This is a genomic window from Pseudarcicella hirudinis (assembly GCF_900115665.1).
In the GTDB taxonomy this organism is placed as follows: domain Bacteria; phylum Bacteroidota; class Bacteroidia; order Cytophagales; family Spirosomataceae; genus Pseudarcicella; species Pseudarcicella hirudinis.
The window spans coordinates 348,163-370,061 of record NZ_FOXH01000001.1 but is presented as its reverse complement, the minus strand read 5'-3'; the positions used below and the strand labels follow the sequence as shown (position 1 = coordinate 370,061).

Below are 21,899 nucleotides of genomic sequence, written 5' to 3'. Positions count from 1 at the left end.
CGCTTTATCAAAAAACACAGACAAACTAATAATTCTATTAAGTACAAATTATCAATTGGGTCAGCAACCTGTATTTTACAATTTTTTTCTGACGTTACAGCTTTCCAAAAACAACCCTTCAACTTATAATTGCTGGCTTTCTCATGGTTACCGATTTGTCGTGATGACAAGTATGTGTATTTAATTTATTCTGCAGAATATTTTCGAATCACTATGTTTCAGGTATAATATCAGTACCCGATCAGGTAATCATTTCTCACCAAATCCTTGCATAAAATCGCCACCCTGTCATACGGCAGGGCTGAAAGCTATTTGCCCTTGCATTCCATTTGATTTCATTTATATAACTTAAAAATGTGCAGTATGAAAAAACGACTATCTTCATTTCTCATTATTTCCTGTTTTCTGCTTATCAGCTTTATTTCAAATGCTCAGAACAAAATAATCACCGGAAAGGTACTGGATGTAAATGAGCCTATGCCGGCGGTAAGCATTGTATTAAAAGGAACAAATTTGGGTACAAGTACAGATGAATCCGGGAAATTTAAACTTTCAGTGCCTTCTTCAGGAGGAAAATTAATTTTTTCCTTCATAGGATTTACAACCAAAGAAATTGAAATAGGTACTCAGACTGAGATAAATATCACAATGGTTCCGGATGTTACTCAGTTAGCAGAAGTAGCCGTTGTCGGTTCAAGAAACGCGAAAAGAACACAATTAGATACTCCTGCTCCGGTTGATATTATTAATGTAAGTGAACTGGCATCAACGCTGCCACAACCGGATCTTGCACAAATGCTTAAGCAAATTGCACCTTCATTCAATGCTCTTAATGCTATCGGGGCCGACCTTGATTCACACGTTACGCCCGTTCAGCTGAGAAATCAACCTCCCAATCAAACACTCCTTCTGGTAAATGGTAAAAGAAGACACGTTTCGGCATTATTGCAGTTATACAATAAAACAGGACCTTCAACCTCTGCCGATCTGATGACCATTCCTTCTGCTGCCGTCAATAAAGTTTCAATCCTGCGTGATGGCGCGGCTGCACAATATGGTTCTGATGCCATTGCAGGTGTAATGAACCTTGAACTGAAAAGTACAGTCAATGAACTAACTGCCAGCTACTTCAGCTCAATTTATAAAGCCGGCGATGGCCTGACCAACCAGTTCATGATTAATTATGGACTTCCTTTGGGAAATAAAGGTGGTTTCATCAATATGTCAGGTGAAATTACAAACAGAAACAAGACCAGCCGTACACCGGATGGCGGTTACAGCGGTTCTATTTACGGAGATGCCTACCTGAATAATCAAATTAAGGATGAATACGGCAAAATTCAGATTACCAATCCGGAAGCCCTTGCAAATCCTGACAATGCTGCTTTGAAAACCGATGAAGGCCTGATGAAAGCAAGAGGTTTATCCCGAAGTGATTTCCAGATGATTAATGGTTTAAGTCAGATGACAAACGGGACTTTTTTTGTAAACATGGGCGTTCCATTGACTGCAACGAGCAGATTTTATGCTTTTGGAGGTCTTAATTACCGAAATACACTAAGTGGTTGCTATTACAGATTCCCCCGCCAGCAGGAACGCTCCAATTATGATATCTACCCGAATGGATTCCTTCCGCAACTTACTTCTATTCTGGCAGATAAATCTCTCGCAATGGGAGTTCAGGGGAAAATGGGTGTTTTTGATGTGGATTTCAGCAATACCTTTGGATCCAGCAGCATGGACTACGGCATGGTAAATACGCTGAATGCCTCTTATGGCAATGAATCCCCCACTACGATGAATCTGGGAGCTAATATTTTCAACCAGAATACCACCAGTATTGCTTTTTCTCATTATTTCAATGAGGCATTCGGCGGAGCCGTAAAAGGGGTAAACCTTGCTTTTGGTACAGAGATGCGGGTTGAAAATTTCACGATTAAACAAGGACAGGAAGAATCATATACCAAAGGTACTGCCGGTATCTTTGTGGCACCATCCGATAATTTCAATTACACAAAAAATATCAATCCCGCAGTAAAAGACGACAAAGGAAATGACATTATTCTTTCCAAAAAAGGAGATAAACTAGACTTCAAAAACTATTCTCCAAACTGTCAGTGCTTCAGAGGGTTTGCGCCGAATCAGGCAGCAGATGGTAAACGTGACATCATTGCGGGCTATGTGGATGTGGAAGTAGATGTAAGCAAAAAACTATTGATTGCCGCAGCTACCCGCTTCGAACGTTACAGTGATTTCGGAAGTGTTCTCACAGGAAAATTAGCGGCAAGATATTCTTTACTGGATAACTTAAATTTAAGAGGATCGGTAAGTAATGGTTTCAGAGCCCCAAGTTTACATGAATTATATTACGCTCAAACCTCAACAGGATTTACGCCCGCGGGGGTCGCTTTTGATGTAGGTTTCTATACCAATGGAAGTACTGCTGCAAAGGCACTGGGTATTCCTAAATTAACGCAGGAAAATTCTCAGAATGCCAGTTTGGGAATTGCATTCCAGCCATTATCAGGTTTTGAAATTACAGCAGATGCTTATGTTTTTACCGTGAAAAACAAAGTGATTCTTACAGGAAACTTCGAAGGAGATGCCGTAGGCGGACAATTTAAGAAGGTAGTCGGAGGAGGTGCTGCACAATTCTTTACAAATGGTGCTGATGTAAAATCAAAAGGGCTTGATTTAGTAATGAATTATACAAAAATCATTGGTTCAAAGAAATACATTGCCACTTTTGCTGGAAACTGGAATGATGTAGCTTTCGTTGCCGTTCATCCTGCCAAATTGAATTTAGGAACTGATGGAACACTTACAGAGGCACAAATCCAGGATTTATACCTTAGCCGTGCCGTTAGAGCAAGTTATGAAGAAGGGAATCCTAAACAAAAATATATTGCTTCGCTGACAGTACTGGACAAAAAATGGTCTGCTATGGCAAGAGCGGTATATTATGGCTCCGTAACTTCAAGAAGCGCATATGATGATGGCAAGGGAAATTATTATGATTATGATTTAACAGCAAGAACTACGATTGATGTTAGTTTAGGCTATGAGTTTCTCAAAGGTATGAAACTTTCTGTAGGAGGAGACAACATTTTTGACGTTTACCCAACCCGTATTTTACCTGATCTTGCCGACAATAATCGTTTTGGATATGAAAACTATCAGATGGGTTTTCAGGGAGCTAATTACTATGCAAGGTTAAGTTTCAAATTCTAATAATCTGTTCAATTTTTACATCAGGCCCTTGTCTGTTATCAGTGCAAGGGCTTCTTTATCCGGCAAGTAAAACGATCCCCTTTACAAAGAGCTTCTTAATTTCAGATAAAAAGGGTTCTCCACATGCCTTTTCGAATTATTCAGAACTAATTCTGCCGTACTTTTTCCCATTGCCTTAAAATCTGTTGAAATGGTAGTAAGTCCGTTGAGAATCAATCGCTTCAATGGTGTTTCATTGTAAGAAATTATACCTACGTCCTGTCCTAAAATCATCTGTTTCCCCATGATTTTATCAATAAGTGTTACCAGATCATCTTCCATCAGGTTAACGTAGGCTTCACCCTTCATAACATCCTCATTTTCAATCGAGTGCACTACCTCATGATCAAAAGCATAATTCTTGCAGAAGTTTTCAAAACCCTTGATAATTTCCTGAGGAAAATAGCTGTTTTCAGGGAAGATAATTTTGAGCTTTGTGTACTTCGACAACCTCTCAATTGCCTGTCCGAGCGCATGGTAAATATCGTTTTCAAAATTTTCATAAACAGCCCCAAAATCTCCCGTAATCTGAGGGACAATTTTATCAAGCAGAATCAGCTTTTCTTTAGGCAATGTATTTATTACCTGATAAGCCATTTCTTCTCCATCAATAAAATGAGGAATTATCACATAATGGGTATAATCTTCTTTTCTGTTATTAATCAGCCTTTTAAACAGGTTAAAATCATTGTTATAAATGTAAAAATCAATCGCAGCCTGGTCTCCCAATGCCTCTACAAATGAATCATAAATGATTTTTTTGTGATTACTCAGCTTATTGAAAAGTAAAAAAATCTTCAGATCCTGGGAATAATCCGTGCTTTTAATGTAGTATCCTTTTCCGGGCACAGAACCCAATACCCCAAGTCCGCGGAGGTAATTATAGCCCTTTTCTACTGTTACTCTGGCAATATTAAATTCAAAACTTATTTCATTGATTGAAGGCATAGAATCACCTTTTTTAACAATGTCCTTTTGAATGGCTTCCAGAATCGAATTGGCTAACTGATGGTACTTTGGCGTTGAAGAAAATTCATCAATTCTGATGACATCAATAATTTTGGGAGGCTTCATTATGTCAGGACTGTGTTACAACAGAAATTAAGATTACATGCCTTAATGGTTTTCAAAGCTATCACAGAATTAAATCAAAGCTAAATTTTACCGTTACTTTTTGCGAAAAAATATTGTTTTCCCGCTTTTCCGGCAATAAATATTTTCTCTTTTTCAATTCCAGGGCATAAAAAGAGGTTTTTCATACCTGAAAAACCTCTGTACTTTAATATTCCCTGATTGTATTTTTACTTTTCAGGGCCATTCCGGCAATTTCATCCTTTCGTCTGAAAACAACTCCTTTTTGCTTTAAAGCGTACTCAAAAAACTGCTTTGCCGCATTTACAACCTGTGGCGTTCCGCCTATTCTGTCATGAAAACTAACAGACATCATTCTTCGTTTTGTGGCTGATTCTGCGTACAACTGGTCAAATTCCATTTTCAGTTGAGCAAGAAACTGATCGGCTGAAAAATGCCGGCCTTCAATCAGTAAAATATCATTACACCTCAAAGTATAGGGAACTACCGCGAAATCCTTTTCCTTTACTTTAACAATAAAAGGCTCATCTCTGCTCAAATCATCAATATGGTATAAAAAACCTGCTTCCTGTAAAATTTCAAGTGTATGTTCACCTCTTCTTAACCAATTGGCATTATATCCTACCGGAGTCACTCCTGTTACCTTTTTCACAGCTTCCACTCCATCCATGATAAACTTTTTCTCCTCTTCGTATGAAAGGTTATATTGAGAAGACCAGTTCATACCATGTGCGGCAGCTTCATGTCCTCTTCCGACAATTTCTTTAGCAATCTGAGGGTTATTCAATACTGCGGATCCGACCATATGTGAGGTAACCTTAATGTTGTATTTGTCCCAGAGATCCAGCATTCTCGGAATACCTTCCTTATAACCATACTGATACCAGGTTTGGGCAGGCAGATCTTTAAAACCAGGCTGAAGATTTTGCGGGAAAGGACTTTCAGCATTATCCGGTTGTCCCCCGGCCTCAAATTGCATTGAAACTGAAATAACAAGCCTGGAGCTATCCGGCCAAAATCCTGATTCAGGCTTTTCAGCAGAAAATGCCTTATTTGAATCTAATAACCCTAATAAACCAAATCCGGTACCCATTTTCATAAAATCTCTTCTTGAATTCATCATTTTTGCAATTCCGATTTCTTAAATAATTGATTTTACGACTCCCCCATCCACTCTCAATGCCGCTCCATTTGTCGCGGACGAAAGCGGACTTGAAACATAAGTTACCAGATTGGCCACTTCTTCAGTGGAAGCAAATCTCTGAATCAATGATGACGGCCTGCCGTTTTTGAAGAAATCCTTTTCTACCTGCTCAGAGGTACTATTCTGCGCAGCAGCTAATTCCTCCAGAAATCCGGTAACTCCTTCGGATTTTGTAGGACCAGGTAAAATGGAGTTAACTGTTACATCTGAACCTTTGGTCAGTTCAGCCAAACCCCGGCTAACAGCAAGCTGAGCCGTTTTACTAACGCCATAATGAATCATTTCTTCTGGAATATTTACCGAAGATTCACTGGAAATAAAGATGATTCTTCCAAAATTATTCGCCAGCATTCCCGGGAAATAATGGCGGGATAAACGCACCCCACTCATGACATTTATCTCAAAAAATCTGAACCAGTCTTCATCTGTAATTTCCACAAACTCTTTTGGTTCGAAAATTCCGGCGTTATTGATCAGAATATCTACGGAAGGAACTTCTTTTAAAAGGCTGTTTATTTCCTCAATTTTAGCAAAATCTGCCACCACACCGGTAACAGAAGCACCCGGAACCAGCTCTTTCAGGGATTTAATTGCAGCATCAACCCTTTCCCGGGTTCTGCCGTTAATGATAACCTTTGCACCTTCCTGTAATAATTGCTTTGCAATAGTAAATCCGATTCCGGCAGTTGATCCGGTGACAAGCGCCGTTTTATGTTTAAGTTGTAAATCCATGTTAAGTCGTTTTTAAATTTTCATTTTTCCTGAAAACAATTACTAAAGCTATTAAAAAACCAGCAAAAGCAAGGCCGGCTCCTACCCATTCCGGGGAAGTATAACCTAAACCGGCCGCAATCGGCAATCCACCCAAGTAAGCTCCGATGGCATTTCCGATATTAAATCCTGCCTGACTAAGTGAGGAGGCAAGCATTTCCGATCCTTTGGCAGCATTAATCATTAAGATCTGAATAGGAGAAGCTACCGAAAAAGCCAGAGCTCCGGTTACAAAAGCCATAGCCAGGGCAGGAATCTGATATTGTGACACCAGAGAAACAGTAATTAATGAACCTACCATTGCCAGTAAAAGCAGGCAGGTGGCAATAGCCGGAGAGTGAGAATCAGCCAGTCTTCCGCCGATAAAATTTCCCAGCGCCATCCCTAATCCGGTAAGAACCAGAATCGGAGTAATAGCATTACTGCCAAAACCGGAAACTTCAGTTAGCAACGGGGCGATATAGCTAAACCACGCAAAAAAACCTCCGGTGCCGATCGCAGTGATGCCTATTACCAGCCAGGGCTGTAATCTTGTGAAAAGTTTCAGGTCTTTTCTGATATTTTTATTCTTGGCAGCCGGAAGCTCGGGTAGCCAGCTTTTAATACTCCAGATTGCAAAAAGTCCGATAAGGGCAATAATTACAAAGGTGATACGCCAGCTGAAATTATGTCCGATAAATGTGCCTAAAGGAACACCGATAGTATTTGCAATAGTAAGCCCTGCAAACATCACAGACACGGCTCTTGCTTCTCTGCCGGGATCAGCCAGCCTGCTCGCAACAACTGCCCCTACCCCAAAAAAAGCGCCATGAGGCAATCCGGCGAATAACCTTGAAATGAATAACAGCTCATAATTAGGGGCGAATGCAGACAATCCGTTGAAAATGGTAAACATTACCATGAGACCAATCAGAATCTTTTTAGGAGGATAATTCCCTGCTAATCCAACCAAAAGAGGCGCTCCCAATACTACGCCTAAGGCATAAGATGAAACCAGATACCCGGTAACAGGAATTGAAACATTCATGGCATGAGAGATGTCGGGCAAAATACCCATCATAACAAACTCTGTCATTCCAATACCAAACCCACCAATTGTGAGTGTAATCAAACTCAATTTCATTCTTCGGAGATAATAAATTAGTAATCGTAAAATATAAGTTTTCCCTTTAATATTTTCGGGAAGAAAAGACTGTTGATCTGTAAAATTAATGCCAGGCACTGGCATAATCCAGTAGTATTATATCTTCATTACGCAGTTTCAATTTTGTTGCTTCTATCAAAGCATCCAGCTGATTGAGATTGGTAGCACTTGCAATTGGGGCAGTAATTCCGGGTTTAGCAATTAACCAGGCGATAGCCACACTGGCCGGACTTGTCTGATGCCTTTCGGAAACGGTATCCAAAGCCTTCAGTATATTTAAACCTCTTTCATTCAGATAGGCATTCATTCCGCCACCTCTTGCACTTTTACCAAAATCAGCTGCGGAGCGGTATTTCCCTGTAAGAAAACCACTTGCCAATGAATAATAGTTAATGATACCGATGTTATTTTCAAGGCAAATTCCGAGTAATTCTTTCTCCAGTCCTTCTCTGGCATAAAGGTTATATTCCGGTTGAAATGTCTGATAAACCGGAAAATTATATCTTTTCGAAGCTTCCAGAGAAGCTTTTAATCTCTCTGCTGAAAGATTTGATGCCCCGATCCAACGGACTTTCCCTTCTTTTACCAATTGGCTATATGCTTCAAGGGTTTCTTCGACCGGAGTTGATTCAACATCCCAATGGGTCTGGTATAAATCTATGTAATCAGTTCTCAAACGTTTTAAGGAATCTTCAACCGCTTTAAGAATATATGCTTTTGAAATATCACGCTTTCCCTGACCCATATCCGAACCAACCTTTGTAGCAATGATTGCTTTATCGCGATTTCCCCGAAGTTTTAACCAGTTTCCAATAATGGTTTCAGATTCTCCACCTGAATTACCTGAGCCCCATCTTGAATAAACGTCGGCTGTATCTATCAGGTTAAAACCTCCTGAGACAAAAGCATCCAGTAATTCAAAAGATGTTTTTTCATCAATTGTCCATCCAAAAACATTCCCACCGAAAGTAAGCGGGGCGACTTGCAAATCTGTATTACCTAACTTTTTCTTTTCCATTGTTCAGCTTCTAAATAGTAAAACACCTTTTTATTCAATTCACAATCTTTCAAAAAGATTCCTTCGGTGTTTTATTTTTTGATTAAAGCATCAATACTGAATGCATTATGATTCAATGAGGAAAGCATTATAGCAAAAAAGAAAACATGAATCAGCTGAGAGGGAATAGCTGACCATTCTTCAATCAGACAGGAACCAAATACCAGTAAAATCATAACAATACCTCCGGAAAATAGGGTTTGACGGGTAAACAAGCCTAAAATCAGTAATATTCCGATCAAAAACTCTGCAACCGGCAGGACATAACTAAATGGAATCACCAATGCCGGAGGCAGCAGCGATTTTTCAAATTGCCCCACCATCCAGGCACTGAATCCGTTTAATTTAGGTAATCTGACCAATCCGTGGCCAAACATACTTGCACCGATGGCAAGTCTCAATAATAAAAATGTACTGGCTGTGTTAATCATATCTGGTTAAAATTTAGATTGTTACTATGACTTTACCTCTGGTACTTCCTGATTCTACCTGTAAATGTGCCTCTCCCATTTCCTGAAAAGAAAATACTTTTGAAATATGAGAACGAATGCTGCCGTCTTCAAGGAGTCCGGCAATTTCTTTCATATCTTCTCCATTAGATTCAACCAGAAAGAAGAAACCATTTAAGCCTAAAGCTTCTGCTTTTTCCGTAATCTCTGCATTTAACCCTGACGGAATGCTAATGATGGTAGCCCCTTTTTTCATAGTCAGAAAAGAACGGTCAATATTGTCTCCGCCAATAGTATCAAGCACGAAATCTACTTCTTTCACAAGGTCTTCAAAACGATGTGCTTTGTAATCAATATGCTCATCTGCTCCAAGGCTCAGTACAAAATCTCTGTTGGCTTCAGAAGCCGTACCAATGACGTATGCACCCAGGCGTTTTGCGATTTGTACAGCGAAATGTCCAACTCCGCCCGCCGCAGAATGAATAAGAACCCTAAATCCTTCTTTTATCTTCGCTTTTTGCGTCAGACCCTGTAAAGCAGTAAGGGCTGCCAAAGTAGCTCCTGCCGCTTCTTCATGAGAAATGCCGGAAGGTTTAAGTGCCAGATGGGTAACCGGAGCCGCTACATATTCTGCATAAGCATTTCCGAGACCGGGAAAGTTTACCATTCCGAATACCTCATCTCCCCTTTTAAAAGCTGTTACATTTGTACCGGTTTCAGTTACTGTTCCGGAAATATCCCAGCCCAAAATAATCGGGTGCTGATCCTTAATTCTTCCTGCTAATCCTTTTCCTGATCTTGTTTTAACATCTACAGGATTTATACTGATCGCTTTTACCCTGACTAATACCTCATTATCTTTAATTTCGGGAAGAGGAGTTTCATCTATGACCAGATTTTCTGTTCCTCCGAATTCTTTTAAAACAATTGCTTTCATAATTTTTGTTTATTTGATGACACAAAGTTCCCAAGAAATGTCGGCCCTGCACTTGTATAATTACAGGTTTATCCGGTAAATTTACGGGCATGAAAACAGAGAATTTATATCAGCCTTTTGAGGTAGAATACAAAGAATTAGATGAATGCCCGATTACGGCACATGTTCATAATTTCTTCGAATTGGTCTATATTGTTGAAGGTACCGGCGTACAATGTATTAATGATAACAAATTTCACTATCGCCCGGAGCATTTCTTTCTCTTAATGCCACAGGATTGTCATTCTTTTGAGGTAAAGACTGTCACCAAATTCTTTTTCATTCGATTCAATGACATCTATCTGAAAGCTCAGAAAATACAGAATCCTTACGGAGCACTAAACGACTGGACCAGGAAACTGGAATTTATCTTTCAGAATACCAACCATTTACCAGGCTGTATTTTAAAAAACAAAACAGATAAACTGTTGGTCAAGGCATTAATTGATGCTATTATCCGTGAACATATCAACCAGCAGCAATATCACCAGGAATTAGTACAACAGATTGTGAATACCCTAATTACCATCGTAGCCAGAAATATCTCATTTAATACGCCGCAAATAACCAAGAAAAGCGTCGTAAATGAAGTACCGCTGGATATTCTTCATTATATCCATCAAAACATCTATATGCCTGAAAACCTGAAAGTTGAGCAGATTGCTGCTCATTTTAATATTTCCGCGACCTATATCGGAGAATATTTTAAAAAGCATACCGGAGAAAATATTCAGCAATATATTACTAATTATAAGTTAAAATTAGTTGAAACCCGTCTGCAATACAGTGATTTAAGGATGAACGAAATAGCTTATGAACTCAATTTTACCGATGAAAGCCATTTAAACAGAATCTTCAAGAAATATAAAGGAATAAGCCCTTCAGAATTCCGGAAACAATTAACTAAAGTCTAAAGGCGGATCAGGCTTTGAACTTTTGTATTATTTAAGGAAAGCCTGTTTACTGAGTTTAGCACATTGATTTTTTGGGGTAAAAAGATTATATTTGTAATAATGGTTAATATAATTATTTCCTGAAAAATCTTGAAAAAACTAATTTCAATATTCCTTGTCGGACTCTTACTTTACAATATGATGGGTTTCTCCATTGTTTATTGGATAGGGTTAGAGAATCCTTTACAAAGGATTGAATCTGTTCCTCAAGCCACAAAATCAGAACAGGAATTTATAGTTGTCAAAATCCCCGTTTCTCTTCCCTATCAAAACGACTGGAAAACGGCGGTTCCTGCCGAAGGAAGCATTCATCAGGATGGCCGGTTTTATCAGATTGTTTCACAGCAATTAGTCAATGATACTTTATATACAGTCTGCAAGCCAGATATTAATGCAAGAGATCGTTTTTTCGACTTAGCAGCTCATATCAATGACCATATCAAACAAAATTCAAATACTTCAGGAAAATCATCAGAAAATCTGCTTAAAAGCCTTATTAAAGATTACATGGTTTCCAGAAAAACCCATGTCTTTTTTGTATTTGAATGGTTAGTGCCTAAAACAGTCCCTTCTTTCAGATTACCAGTAATTGCTGTCCATCTGTTTGTAGAATCACCCCCTCCGGAATTTGCCTGAAATTTCCTGCGATTTAACCTGGCGTGAAAACGATACAGGATCTGAATGATCAGAATCATTCACAGGATTTCTATTTCCCAGACATCGGTTTTGGTAAAAAACCAACAGGACTTATTTCAGATAAACAGGAATAAATCTTTTTGTATTTTTCTCAGAATTCTGTGTTCTCAATTCCTGACATTTCAAGATAAAATTTCTGAAAATCAGAATTTTACGGTACGTGTTTTCAGGGCAAATGATTCTTTCCTGATTATTTACAGCAAATATCCCATGGCACATATAAAATTATTAAACGAAGAACTTCCGGGCATTACCGGACTTTTAAACTATCGCCCTGAAACGGCAAAATCCCTGTTAAATCTGGCAGAAACACTTTTGAGGTCAGAATCGACCCTTACCAGCGGAGAAAGAGAGCTGATTGCGTCTTATGTATCACATCTGAACGGCTGTCATTTTTGTCATACCTCACACGGTGCCGCAGCGGCAGCGCATTTACAATGCGATCTGGATCTGATTGATGATATTAAACAAAACTTTGCCACTACCGGCATTTCACCAAAATTACGGGCTTTACTGAATATAGCAGCCAAAGTTCAGAAAGGTGGGAAAAATGTACTTCCCGAAGATATTACCCTGGCCAGAAATGAAGAAGCGACAGACAAGGAAATTCATGATACGGTATTAATTGCAGCGGCTTTCTGCATGTTTAACAGATATGTGGACGGACTGGGAACCTTTGCTCCCAAGGAAAATGAAGCTTATCGGCAAATGGGAGAAATGATGGCATTTGCCGGATACAATCGCCCCAGATAATATTCAAAATCCCTGACTCAAATCTCTAATCGAACCTAAAATGCCACATATACCACTTCCCGAACATTTACCGGGTATTACCGGCTTACTTGAATACAGCCAGGATACCGCACAGCCAATCCGTGAGCTAACGCAATTTCTGCTCAGAGGAGAGAACACACTCAGTGCCGGAGAAAGAGAACTGATTGCCACAATTGTCTCCCACAATAACGAATGTAAATTCTGTACTTCTGCTCATACCGCAGCAGCTGATTTACTGCTGGGAGAATCGAAAACCTGCAAGATTATCAAACAGGACATCGATAAGGCTGAGATCAGTGAAAAGATGAAAGCGCTTTTGAAAATTGCCAAAATGGTTCAAAAAAGCGGAAAATCTGTAACTAAGGAAGCCATCGAACTGGCGAAAAACAATGGTGCAACTGATCTTGAAATTCATGACACAGTGCTGATTGCCGGTCTTTTCTGTCTTTATAACCGATATGTAGATGGCTTGGCAAGCGTCACTCCTGCTGACCCCGGATTTTATGAATACCTGGGCGAACGCATTGTTAATCACGGCTATAACAGATTACCTCAGGGATACGATCATTTGAAAAACAAATAGAAAAATAAATATTCCGGCCATTTTCCAGAATCCGGCCGGAATATTAAACCCGACCAACAGATGAAACTATTATACAAACTCTATATTTTAACTATTCTCCTTCTTGGCAGCTTTTTCAGTCTTGCCCAAAACCCGGCAATTTCAGGTAAAGTTACGGATGCTGAAACGAAGAAGCCCTTAACAGGTGTAAGCATTTACGTAAAAGGAAAAATTTATGGCACGGTTTCCGATGCTCAGGGAAATTTCAACTTAAATATCTCTCCGCCAGCCACTTTGGTCATCTCTATGATAGGTTATAAACGGGTAGAGATTGCAGCCAGCACTTCTCCGATGAACCTTAGTATGCAGCCTTCTTCTGAGGAATTAGATCAGGTGGTAATTTCGGCTTCCAGAATTGAAGAAAATATCCTTCGTTCTCCGGTCAGTATTGAGAAAATGGATATCCGGGCCATTCAGCAAAGTCCTTCAGCGAACTACTTCGACGGATTGGTGAATCTTAAATCTCTTGATATGGTTACAAGCAGTCTTACATATAAACAAATCAATACAAGAGGTTTTAACAGTACAGGAAACAGTCGCTTCCTGCAATTGGTAGATGGGGTTGATAATCAGCCTTCAGGATTGGGTTTTGCCATGGGAAACCTGTTCGGTCCGCATGATATTGATGTGGAAAGTGTAGAATTAATCCCGGGTGCCGCTTCGGCTTTATATGGCCCGATTGCCTTTAATGGTATGTTAAATACACGCACTAAAAACCCTTTTATTTATCAGGGTTTAAGTGTACAAACAAAATTCGGGATTAACCATATTGGTGACGGAACAGGATTGGGAGCTAAACCGATGGGGGATTATGCAATCAGATATGCAAAGGCTTTTAATAACCGCTTCGCATTCAAACTGAATACCTCTTATTTAACGGGAACTGACTGGTATGCAAATAATTACACTGACATTGACCCCAATACGCCTGAAGCTAACAGAGGTCCTAATAATCCCGGGAGAAATGCGCTGAATATCTATGGAGATGAAGTGGCCAAAACCATTGATAAAATCGGCAGAGTTTCCAGAACGGGATATGAAGAAAAAGATCTTGCAACGTATGGTGTTTACAGTTTAAAACTGAACGGTGCACTGCATTACAGAATTACCGATAACCTGGAAGCTATTTATCAGGCTAATTTCAACCAGGGAACCGCTCAATATACCGGAAGCAGCAGGTTTGTCATCAATGATTTCAGGTTCATTCAGCATCGTCTGGAACTGAAAGGCAGTAATTTCTACATCAGAGCCTATTCAAATCAGGAACTTTCTACCAATTCTTACAATACCCGCTCATTGGGACAACTCATTAACAGAACCTGGGTAAGGGATTTAAACGGCAATGTCGTTTCACCGGATAAAGCTGATGCTACCTGGTTTGACCGTTATACTGCGGCTTTTAACGGAACAATAAATGGCGTAAGCGGTCAGAACAACAGCCTTGCCAGAGCCTTTGCTGATCAGGGAAGATTGCTTCCCGGCTCTACCGAATTTGAGCAGGCAAAGGATAAGCTGATTCAGACCAGAGGTTTAAGTGGTGCCGGGATTCTTAGTAACTGCAGTCTGAAACATATTGAAGGTTTATATGATTTCAGCCAGTATCTGAAAGTTTTTAACCTTCAGGTCGGTGGAAATTACAGAAAGTATTACCTGGACACGGAGGGAACACTATTTGATGACAAAGGCAAAAATCTAACCAACGAGGAATATGGAGCTTTTGCGCAGGTTTCCAAAGATTTATTGAATAAGAAACTGAAAGTTACTTTTTCAGGACGTTATGACAAGAATGAGAATTTCGACGGAAGATTTACGCCGAGGGCTTCTGCGGTCTTCTCTCCTTCTGACCAACATCATTTCAGAGCTTCTTATCAGACAGGTTTCAGAAATCCTACGATCGGAGATCAGTACATTAAACTGAATGTCGGACCTATTATTATTCTTGGAGGAGCTCCCGTAAATGCAGCAGGAACCAATGCTTATGAAAACTCTTACACAGCTGCCTCAGTAGGCGCTTTCGGGAGTGCTTTCGGAGCAGATCTGGCAAAAGGCGTGCCTTTTCCTCAGGCGGTTGAAAACAATAAAAATAAGCTGAAGAAATCGAATGTTCCATTCATAAAATCTGAAAAAGTACAAAGTTTTGAAATTGGCTATAAAGGACTTCTTTCTCCTCAGGTTCTCTTTGATGTCAACTATTATTACAGCCAATACACTGATTTTCTTATCAATACGGTCGTTATTCGTCCAAATAGCAATGTAACCTCTCCGGATGGCTCTATCAATACGCAGGCTGCTACAGATATTTTAACAGGAGGAACGCAGGCATTTCAGCTTTATACAAATGCTGCCGATAAAGTTTCTATTCAGGGAATAAGCGCAGGTCTGACACTTTCTTTACCGAAAAATTACCGGTTAAACGGAAATGCTACCTGGATAGATTTTAACCTGATGAATGCTGATCCTAATAATATTCCTGCATTCAACACACCAACCTGGAAAACCAATCTGACACTCAGCAATTCAAACGTAGCTAAAAACCTGGGCTTCAGCCTTGCCTGGCATTGGCAGACGGCATTCGACTGGTACGGAACTTTCAATGAATTACGCCCGGGACTTGTACCTGCTTACAGTCTGATTGATGCGCAGATCAGCCTGAAAGTACCGGCTTTGAAATCTGTCATCAAGCTGGGAGCCTCTAATCTGACGAACCAATATATTACACAGGCTTACGGTTCTCCGGCAGTTGGCGGCTTGTATTATGTCAGCCTGAACTTTGATGAATTACTGAGATAAAATAACCGGGTATCTCCCTGATCCTGATAAACTTAAACACATTTAAACAAGCATTTTATGGATACAATTGCTATATCTCCCCCGAAAGTAAATACCAGACACTGGTTTGCCTTCGCGCTTTGCATGATTAGTTATCTGTTTGGAGGGACAGTTTCAACCATTATGTCGGTTTATTTACCCGTTGCGATTCCCGAGCTGTTAAAAGATCATGCTTCTGAAGCCAGATTAGGAGAAATCGGAGCATATATAAGTGCGATTTTCATTTATGGCTGGATGTCCGGTGGTTTATTGTTTGGCATTATCGGAGACAAAATCGGCCGCAAAAGAACACTGACACTGGTAACAGGTCTTTACGGAATTGCAACTCTCCTGATCGTTTTTGTAAAAGACTGGCAAATTTTAATGCTTTACAGATTCCTTTCAGGAATGGGTGTCGGAGGGGTCTTGTTAGTCTCAACAGTATATATTTCAGAAATATGGGAAGAAAAAAGCAGAGCCATTGTTCTGGGAGTTCTGGCCGTTTCTTTCCCGCTTGGTATTGTAGCTTCTGGAGGATTAAATGTTCTTTTTCCTGTTTGGAGACAGGCATTCTGGCTCGGACTCATTCCAACAGGTATTGCCTTATTAATCTTATTCTTTTTACCGGAATCAACGAAATGGCTGCAATCCAAAAATGAAAATACTGATGAGAAACCTCCTTTCATTTTTGATGCACGGAATCTTCCGAATCTGCTTTCAGGTTCCTTGATCTTCGGTGCGGTTCTGATCGGATTATGGGGCATTTTCTCCTGGTTACCAACCTGGGTTCAGAGTTTACTTGAAGCGGGTCAGGATGGTAGAAAAGAACGCGGATTTACTATGATGCTTTTGGGTATCGGTGGAATTTTGGGAGGAATTTTATCAGGATTTCTGATCAATAAATGGGGAAGCCGTAAAACATTAATGGGAACTTTTATCGGTTGTTTTATAGCCTGCGGTCTGCTTTTTATTACCAATCAGCATTTCAGCAAAATCATTTATTTTGAAACAGCCTTTCTTTCACTCTTTTTCGGGATAAGCCAGGGTTCATTGTCCAGTTATATTCCGGCATTATTCCCGATTGCCATCAGAGCTACAGCTTCCGGTTTCTGTTTTAATGTCGGCAGGTTTTTTACGGCTACAGCGGTCTTTTTTGTTGGAACACTTGTCTCATTTTTCGGAGGTTTCGGAAATGCTTTGCTTACGTTTTCAATCACTTTTGTCATTGCTTTTATCGCAGCTTATTTCAGTAAAAACACTAAGTAAACAACCGTTTTTAAAACAATCATTATTAAAACGACTTTATAATATTTAATAAAATGGCATATATAACACTTCCCGAAGAGGATCTATTACCGGGCATCCGCGGATTAATGGCATTTAGTCCTGAAACATCCAAACCTCTTAATGCACTGGCGCAAGTGCTTTTGCATGATACCGACAATACTTTGTCGCCGGGAGAACGTGAAATGATCGCTACCTTCGTGTCTTCTGAAAACGATTGTATGTTTTGCAAAAGTGTACATGGAGCAGCCACGCGATGTTACCTTGAAGACGATGGCACGATAGTGAATCAGGTAATGTACAATTTTCAGGAAGCAGCTATTTCTGATAAAATGAAGGCACTTTTAAGCATTGCCCAGAGTGTTCAAAAGGGAGGAAAACATGTCAAAACCGGGCAAATTGAAAAAGCCAGGGAAGAAGGAGCCACAGATAAGGAAATTCATGATACCGTACTTATTGCTGCGGCTTTCTGTATGTTTAACCGTTATGTTGACGGACTGGGAACCTGGGCACCAGACAATCCGGCCGCTTATCTTCCCCGGGGAATAAAAATCAAAGAAGAAGGTTATGCCAATTATGATCCTATGAAAACAATTGTCAGATAGGATTTATACAACAAAAAACTGGCAAAGATGAGGCTTTTCTGAAAGACTACTCTTGTGCCAGTTTTAACAACAATCTGCATTTAACTTAATAAAACTTTGTCCTGCTTATTGTTCTTTTTTTCCGGTATCCTTTTCAAAATCCAGGGCCAGAGAGTTTAAGCAATAACGTAAACCTGTAGGACGCGGGCCATCTTCAAAAACGTGTCCTAAATGAGCTCCGCATCTGCTGCAAAGAATTTCTGTTCTTTCCATGCCGAAACTATTATCTGCTACTTCAAGAATGGCATCCTTATGAATAGCTTTGTAAAAAGAAGGCCAGCCTGTTCCTGAATCAAATTTAGTCTGGGAATCGAATAATGGTAATTTACAGCAAACACATTTATAGATACCTTTTTCATGGTTCTTCCAGTAAGCTCCGGAACATGCCAATTCCGTGCTTTTTCTCCGTGTAACTTTAAATTGTTCGGGAGTTAAAATTTTACGCCATTCATCATCCGTTTTTACAACAGTGAATTTATGCTCAGTGTTTTGTGCCATGCTATTACAAGATGTGAGTATGATACTTATAAATAACAAAAAGAGTCCATTTTTCATAAGATTACATTGTTTTTATTTACAATCATAATTACGAAATAAAACCCGTTTTAGTTGTCAATGGTTAAAGAATATTTGAAGAAATGTCAGCTATATGACCAAAAAGGCCGGAAACAAATGCTCCGGCCCTGAAATATTATCTTAAATGCATTTTAGCTGGGCTTATTTTTTCCTTTAGCAATCGTTAATAATAAAGAAGGTAAAAGAATCAGGTTCGTCAGCATAGCAACAAGCAATGTAATAGAAACCATTACTCCCATCGCAGCGGTACCTCCGAAACTGGATGCCGCAAAAATTGAGAATCCGCAGAACAAAATAATCGCTGTGTAAACCATACTCAAACCTGTGCCAAAAATGGTATTGGTTACTGCCTGAGAAACACTGTGACCTTTTTCATAAAGTTCCTGACGATACCTGGTCAGAAAATAAACCGTTCCATCAGAAGCAATACCGAAAGTAATACTGAATACCAGAATAGTAGATGGCTTGAAATGAATATCCAGAAAACCCATAATTCCGGCCGTAAGTGCCAAAGGAATTAAACAAGGCAGTTTCGACAAAATGATAATCGGAATTGATCTGAATAAAGCCATACCGACAATGGCAATCAGCACAATGGCAATCAGTAAACTCTCATACAGGTTATCAAGCAAATAATCATTGCTTTTCAGAAAAACAAGACTGTGCCCGGTCAGGCTTACTTTATATTCTGAAGGCTTGAATATTGAATCTACTTTCGGACGAATTTCATCCATCAGTTCTTTAATTCTTACCGAACCTACATCAGCCATCTGAAAACTCACCCTTGTGATACTTTTATCTTCATTCAGGAATGATTTCAATTGCTTGGCACTCGCCTTTCCATTCTGCACATATTCTGCCACTTTCGATAATTCCATTACGCCCGGCATAACAAAATATTTTGCGTCCCCTCCCCTGTACGCCTGATACAGAAATCGGGTTGCTTCTACAATTGAAACGGGTTTTGAAAACTCTTTATAGGCCGCAATTTTATTTTGCAGGGCTTTGATTTTGTACAATGCCTCAGCCTGGTTTCCAAAAATCCCATTTGGTTTTTTGGTATCAATCATTACTTCAAAAGGCAATACACCATTGAAATTCTTCTCAAAGAACTGCAAATCGGTATAAATCGGATCATTTTTCGGTAAATCATCTACTACAAAACCAATTACCCTGACTTTCGTCATGCCATAAATGGAAAGCAAAACCACCAGAATAACCGTCGCATAAATCGCATTTCTTTGATGATGAACCAGGTAATCAATCTTTTTCAGGAATATTTCAATCCATTTTACTTCAAGATGTTTTAAATGTCTGGCCTTCGGTAATCCCATATAATGCAGGAATATCGGAATCAACAAAATACAGATGACATAGGTAACCATTACATTGAGCGCAGCGACTACCCCGAATTCTACCAGCAAACTACTGTTGGTAAAATAAAATACCCCAAAGCCAATAGCTGTAGTGGTATTTGCCAGTAACGTGGACAATCCTATGCCCGAAACCATATTTCTGATAGCCTCTTCTTTATTACCATGCGCCATAAGCTCCGACTGATACCTGTTAATCAGGAAGATACAGTTCGGCACTCCGATTACAATAAGCAAAGGAGGTATCAGACCCGTTAAAATTGTAATTTTATAACCCAGCAACTGTAAGGTTCCGACGGAGAATACCACTCCGATTAATACCGTAAAAATAGAAAGAATGGTAAAACGGAAAGACCTGAAAAAGAACCATAAAATCAAGCCTGTTACCAATACTGCAAGTCCCATGAACAGTTTCATTTCACCAGAAACCTTCAGCATGGTAGCAGTTCTGATAAAAGGCATTCCCGAATAATGAAGCTCCGTTTTATGCTTTACTGAAAAATCATTAGCCAGTTTTCTGATTCTGTCAACGATGGCAATTCTTTTAAATGAATTAAGGTCCTTATCATTAAAAGTGATCGCCATAAGGGTCGTATTCGTCTTACGATTAATTACCACTCCTTCGTAGAAACGCAGGCTTTCAATGCTTTGGCGAAGGGTATCAAGTTCTGCCTGACTTTCCGGAGCTTTTGTCAGCAAAGGCTTTACATCGAAAGTCTTCTTTTCATCATTCCGCTCTAATTTATAGAGATTTGCCAGCGACAAAACATTCCTGATTCCCTCAGTATGTCGGATGTCTTCGGTAAGTTTATACCAGTCTTTGAATTTATCCAGCTCGTATAAGCCCGGCGACTGCCAGCCAATTACCATAATGCTTCCATCTTCACCGAATAATTTGCGAAAATGCTGGTATTCCTGCTCAATCGGATCATCAGCCGGAAGAATTCTGGAAAAATTATAGGAAAGTTCTATTTTACTTGCCTGATAGCCCATAAAACCGGTAGAGGTGAGTACTAAGACTATCCAAAAAACACGGTACTTTATTATCAAATCAGCGATTTTATTCCACATTTTAAAATTAGATTGTTTTACTCAAATCACACTTTCCTGCAAAAGTAATGATTACTCTTATTAAGTGCTGAAATAACCCCGTCATGATTTGAATATTACAGTTTTTACTGATTAAAATACAAAATCATTTCTCTTCCGGAAGCTGTCAGCCTTTATCCGGCATTCTTAATGCAATGGCCGTTTTTTTATCATTCCACCTTTGGTATCATTGATAGTATGTTGAATCACAAAGGCTTTCGGGTCTATTTTTTCTATCTCAATTTTCAGTTTCTGAACTTCCAGACGGGTTACAACTGAAAAGATAATTTTGCGGTCATTTTCTACCAGTCCGTTTTTTCCGAAACCTCCTTCACCTTTATAAACTGTAACGGCGATAGCGAGTTTTTTAACCAGAACTTCTTTTATTTCTTCTGCTCTTTCAGAAATAACAGTTACACCGATATACTCTTCGATACCTGTAATCAGGAAATCAACTGTTTTAGAAGCGGAAAGGTAGGAAAGCATTGAATAAAGCGCCGTTTCCAGATTGATTAAGAATGCGGAAGCGGCAAACAGCAAAACGTTAAAAACGGCAATAAAATCCCCTACAGATAAACTGGAATTACGGCTTACAAACACAGCAAGCACCTCCGTTCCGTCAATGACGCAGCCCCCTCTCATAGCCAAACCGATACCTGCGCCCAGGAAAAAGCCACCAAATACGGAAATAAGTAATTTATCATTTGTAAGATGCTGCATTTCAAAGAAATGAACAACGAGAGCAAGGCCTGCCACAGCCAGAAATGTTCTGATGGCAAATGTTTTGGAAATCTGTTTTGATCCGATGTAGATGAAAGGAATATTGATACAAAGAATCAGAATGGAAAGATCAATTCCTGTTAACCGGCTGGTAAGCAATGAAATACCTGTTACCCCACCATCCAGGAAGCCATTCGGCAGTAAGAAACCTTTTAGCCCTAAGGTTGCAAGAGCGATTCCGGCACAAATTAAGATTGCATCTTTAATATATTGTCTGAAAACCAGCCGTTGAACACGGGCTGGCTCTTCAAAGATTTTTAACTTTGGTGTCTTCATAATTTTCAATAGTTTACATATAATTAAAACAAAATAAGGAATGCCATTCCCTTTAATCTGA

18 protein-coding genes are annotated in these 21,899 nt (G+C 39.5%); 8 read left to right on the top strand and 10 right to left on the bottom strand.

The genetic code is table 11. The features are described 5' to 3' along the window. Positions 1–363: 363 nt before the first annotated feature. Positions 364–3,231: a TonB-dependent receptor plug domain-containing protein gene (locus BM179_RS01285; RefSeq protein ID WP_177219268.1), complete on the top strand. Its 2,868-nt coding sequence runs from the start codon at positions 364–366 to the stop codon at positions 3,229–3,231. A gap of 81 nt (positions 3,232–3,312) precedes the next feature. Here BM179_RS01285 and BM179_RS01280 read toward each other — a convergent pair whose 3' ends face one another. From BM179_RS01280 to BM179_RS01250, 7 genes are all read right to left on the bottom strand, one after another. Continuing rightward, positions 3,313–4,344 carry a GntR family transcriptional regulator gene (locus tag BM179_RS01280; protein ID WP_092010935.1) on the bottom strand — a complete coding sequence of 344 codons (1,032 nt, stop codon included), beginning with the start codon at positions 4,342–4,344 and terminating at the stop codon, positions 3,313–3,315. Between the two features lie 205 nt (positions 4,345–4,549). Then, positions 4,550–5,485 (bottom strand): polysaccharide deacetylase family protein, encoded by a 936-nt coding sequence (locus BM179_RS01275; RefSeq protein ID WP_218159131.1) that lies wholly within the window; start codon positions 5,483–5,485, stop codon positions 4,550–4,552. Between the two features lie 18 nt (positions 5,486–5,503). Continuing rightward, positions 5,504–6,298, bottom strand: coding sequence for an SDR family NAD(P)-dependent oxidoreductase (locus BM179_RS01270; protein WP_092010933.1), 795 nt, complete (start codon positions 6,296–6,298; stop codon positions 5,504–5,506). Position 6,299: 1 nt separating this feature from the next. Beyond that, positions 6,300–7,460, bottom strand: coding sequence for an MFS transporter (locus BM179_RS01265; RefSeq protein WP_092011979.1), 1,161 nt, complete (start codon positions 7,458–7,460; stop codon positions 6,300–6,302). An 85-nt stretch (positions 7,461–7,545) separates the two neighbouring features. Next, positions 7,546–8,499, bottom strand: a complete 954-nt coding sequence (locus BM179_RS01260; RefSeq protein WP_092010930.1) for an aldo/keto reductase — start codon at positions 8,497–8,499, stop codon at positions 7,546–7,548. Positions 8,500–8,570: 71 nt separating this feature from the next. Further along, positions 8,571–8,969, bottom strand: coding sequence for a DoxX family membrane protein (locus BM179_RS01255; RefSeq protein WP_092010927.1), 399 nt, complete (start codon positions 8,967–8,969; stop codon positions 8,571–8,573). Between the two features lie 13 nt (positions 8,970–8,982). Continuing rightward, complete coding sequence (locus BM179_RS01250; RefSeq protein WP_092010924.1) at positions 8,983–9,924, bottom strand: NADP-dependent oxidoreductase; 942 nt, start codon at positions 9,922–9,924, stop codon at positions 8,983–8,985. Positions 9,925–10,013: 89 nt separating this feature from the next. On the opposite strand from BM179_RS01250, the gene BM179_RS01245 reads away from it, so the two are divergent. The 7 genes from BM179_RS01245 to BM179_RS01215 all read left to right on the top strand — a co-directional run bounded on the left by BM179_RS01245 (position 10,014) and on the right by BM179_RS01215 (position 17,705). Beyond that, positions 10,014–10,877 carry an AraC family transcriptional regulator gene (locus tag BM179_RS01245; protein WP_092010921.1) on the top strand — a complete coding sequence of 288 codons (864 nt, stop codon included), beginning with the start codon at positions 10,014–10,016 and terminating at the stop codon, positions 10,875–10,877. A gap of 129 nt (positions 10,878–11,006) precedes the next feature. Further along, positions 11,007–11,552, top strand: a complete 546-nt coding sequence (locus BM179_RS01240; RefSeq protein ID WP_143095116.1) for a hypothetical protein — start codon at positions 11,007–11,009, stop codon at positions 11,550–11,552. A 270-nt stretch (positions 11,553–11,822) separates the two neighbouring features. Next, complete coding sequence (locus tag BM179_RS01235) at positions 11,823–12,365, top strand: carboxymuconolactone decarboxylase family protein (protein ID WP_092011976.1); 543 nt, start codon at positions 11,823–11,825, stop codon at positions 12,363–12,365. 40 nt (positions 12,366–12,405) lie between these two features. Next, positions 12,406–12,969: a carboxymuconolactone decarboxylase family protein gene (locus BM179_RS01230; protein WP_092010914.1), complete on the top strand. Its 564-nt coding sequence runs from the start codon at positions 12,406–12,408 to the stop codon at positions 12,967–12,969. Between the two features lie 60 nt (positions 12,970–13,029). Beyond that, positions 13,030–15,798, top strand: coding sequence for a TonB-dependent receptor (locus BM179_RS01225; protein WP_092010911.1), 2,769 nt, complete (start codon positions 13,030–13,032; stop codon positions 15,796–15,798). A gap of 57 nt (positions 15,799–15,855) precedes the next feature. Beyond that, a complete protein-coding gene (locus BM179_RS01220; protein WP_092010909.1) occupies positions 15,856–17,082 on the top strand; it encodes an MFS transporter in 1,227 nt (408 codons plus the stop codon). 53 nt (positions 17,083–17,135) lie between these two features. Beyond that, positions 17,136–17,705, top strand: a complete 570-nt coding sequence (locus tag BM179_RS01215; protein WP_092010906.1) for a carboxymuconolactone decarboxylase family protein — start codon at positions 17,136–17,138, stop codon at positions 17,703–17,705. 105 nt (positions 17,706–17,810) lie between these two features. Here BM179_RS01215 and msrB read toward each other — a convergent pair whose 3' ends face one another. The 3 genes from msrB to BM179_RS01200 form a co-directional block, all read right to left on the bottom strand. Beyond that, the gene (gene msrB / locus BM179_RS01210) at positions 17,811–18,242 is read right to left on the bottom strand and encodes a peptide-methionine (R)-S-oxide reductase MsrB (RefSeq protein ID WP_229632874.1); all 432 of its coding nucleotides are present in this window, start codon (positions 18,240–18,242) and stop codon (positions 17,811–17,813) included. Positions 18,243–18,451: 209 nt separating this feature from the next. Next, a complete protein-coding gene (locus BM179_RS01205; RefSeq protein ID WP_092010901.1) occupies positions 18,452–20,764 on the bottom strand; it encodes an efflux RND transporter permease subunit in 2,313 nt (770 codons plus the stop codon). 165 nt (positions 20,765–20,929) lie between these two features. Continuing rightward, complete coding sequence (locus tag BM179_RS01200) at positions 20,930–21,838, bottom strand: YitT family protein (protein WP_092010898.1); 909 nt, start codon at positions 21,836–21,838, stop codon at positions 20,930–20,932. Positions 21,839–21,899 lie beyond the last annotated feature (61 nt).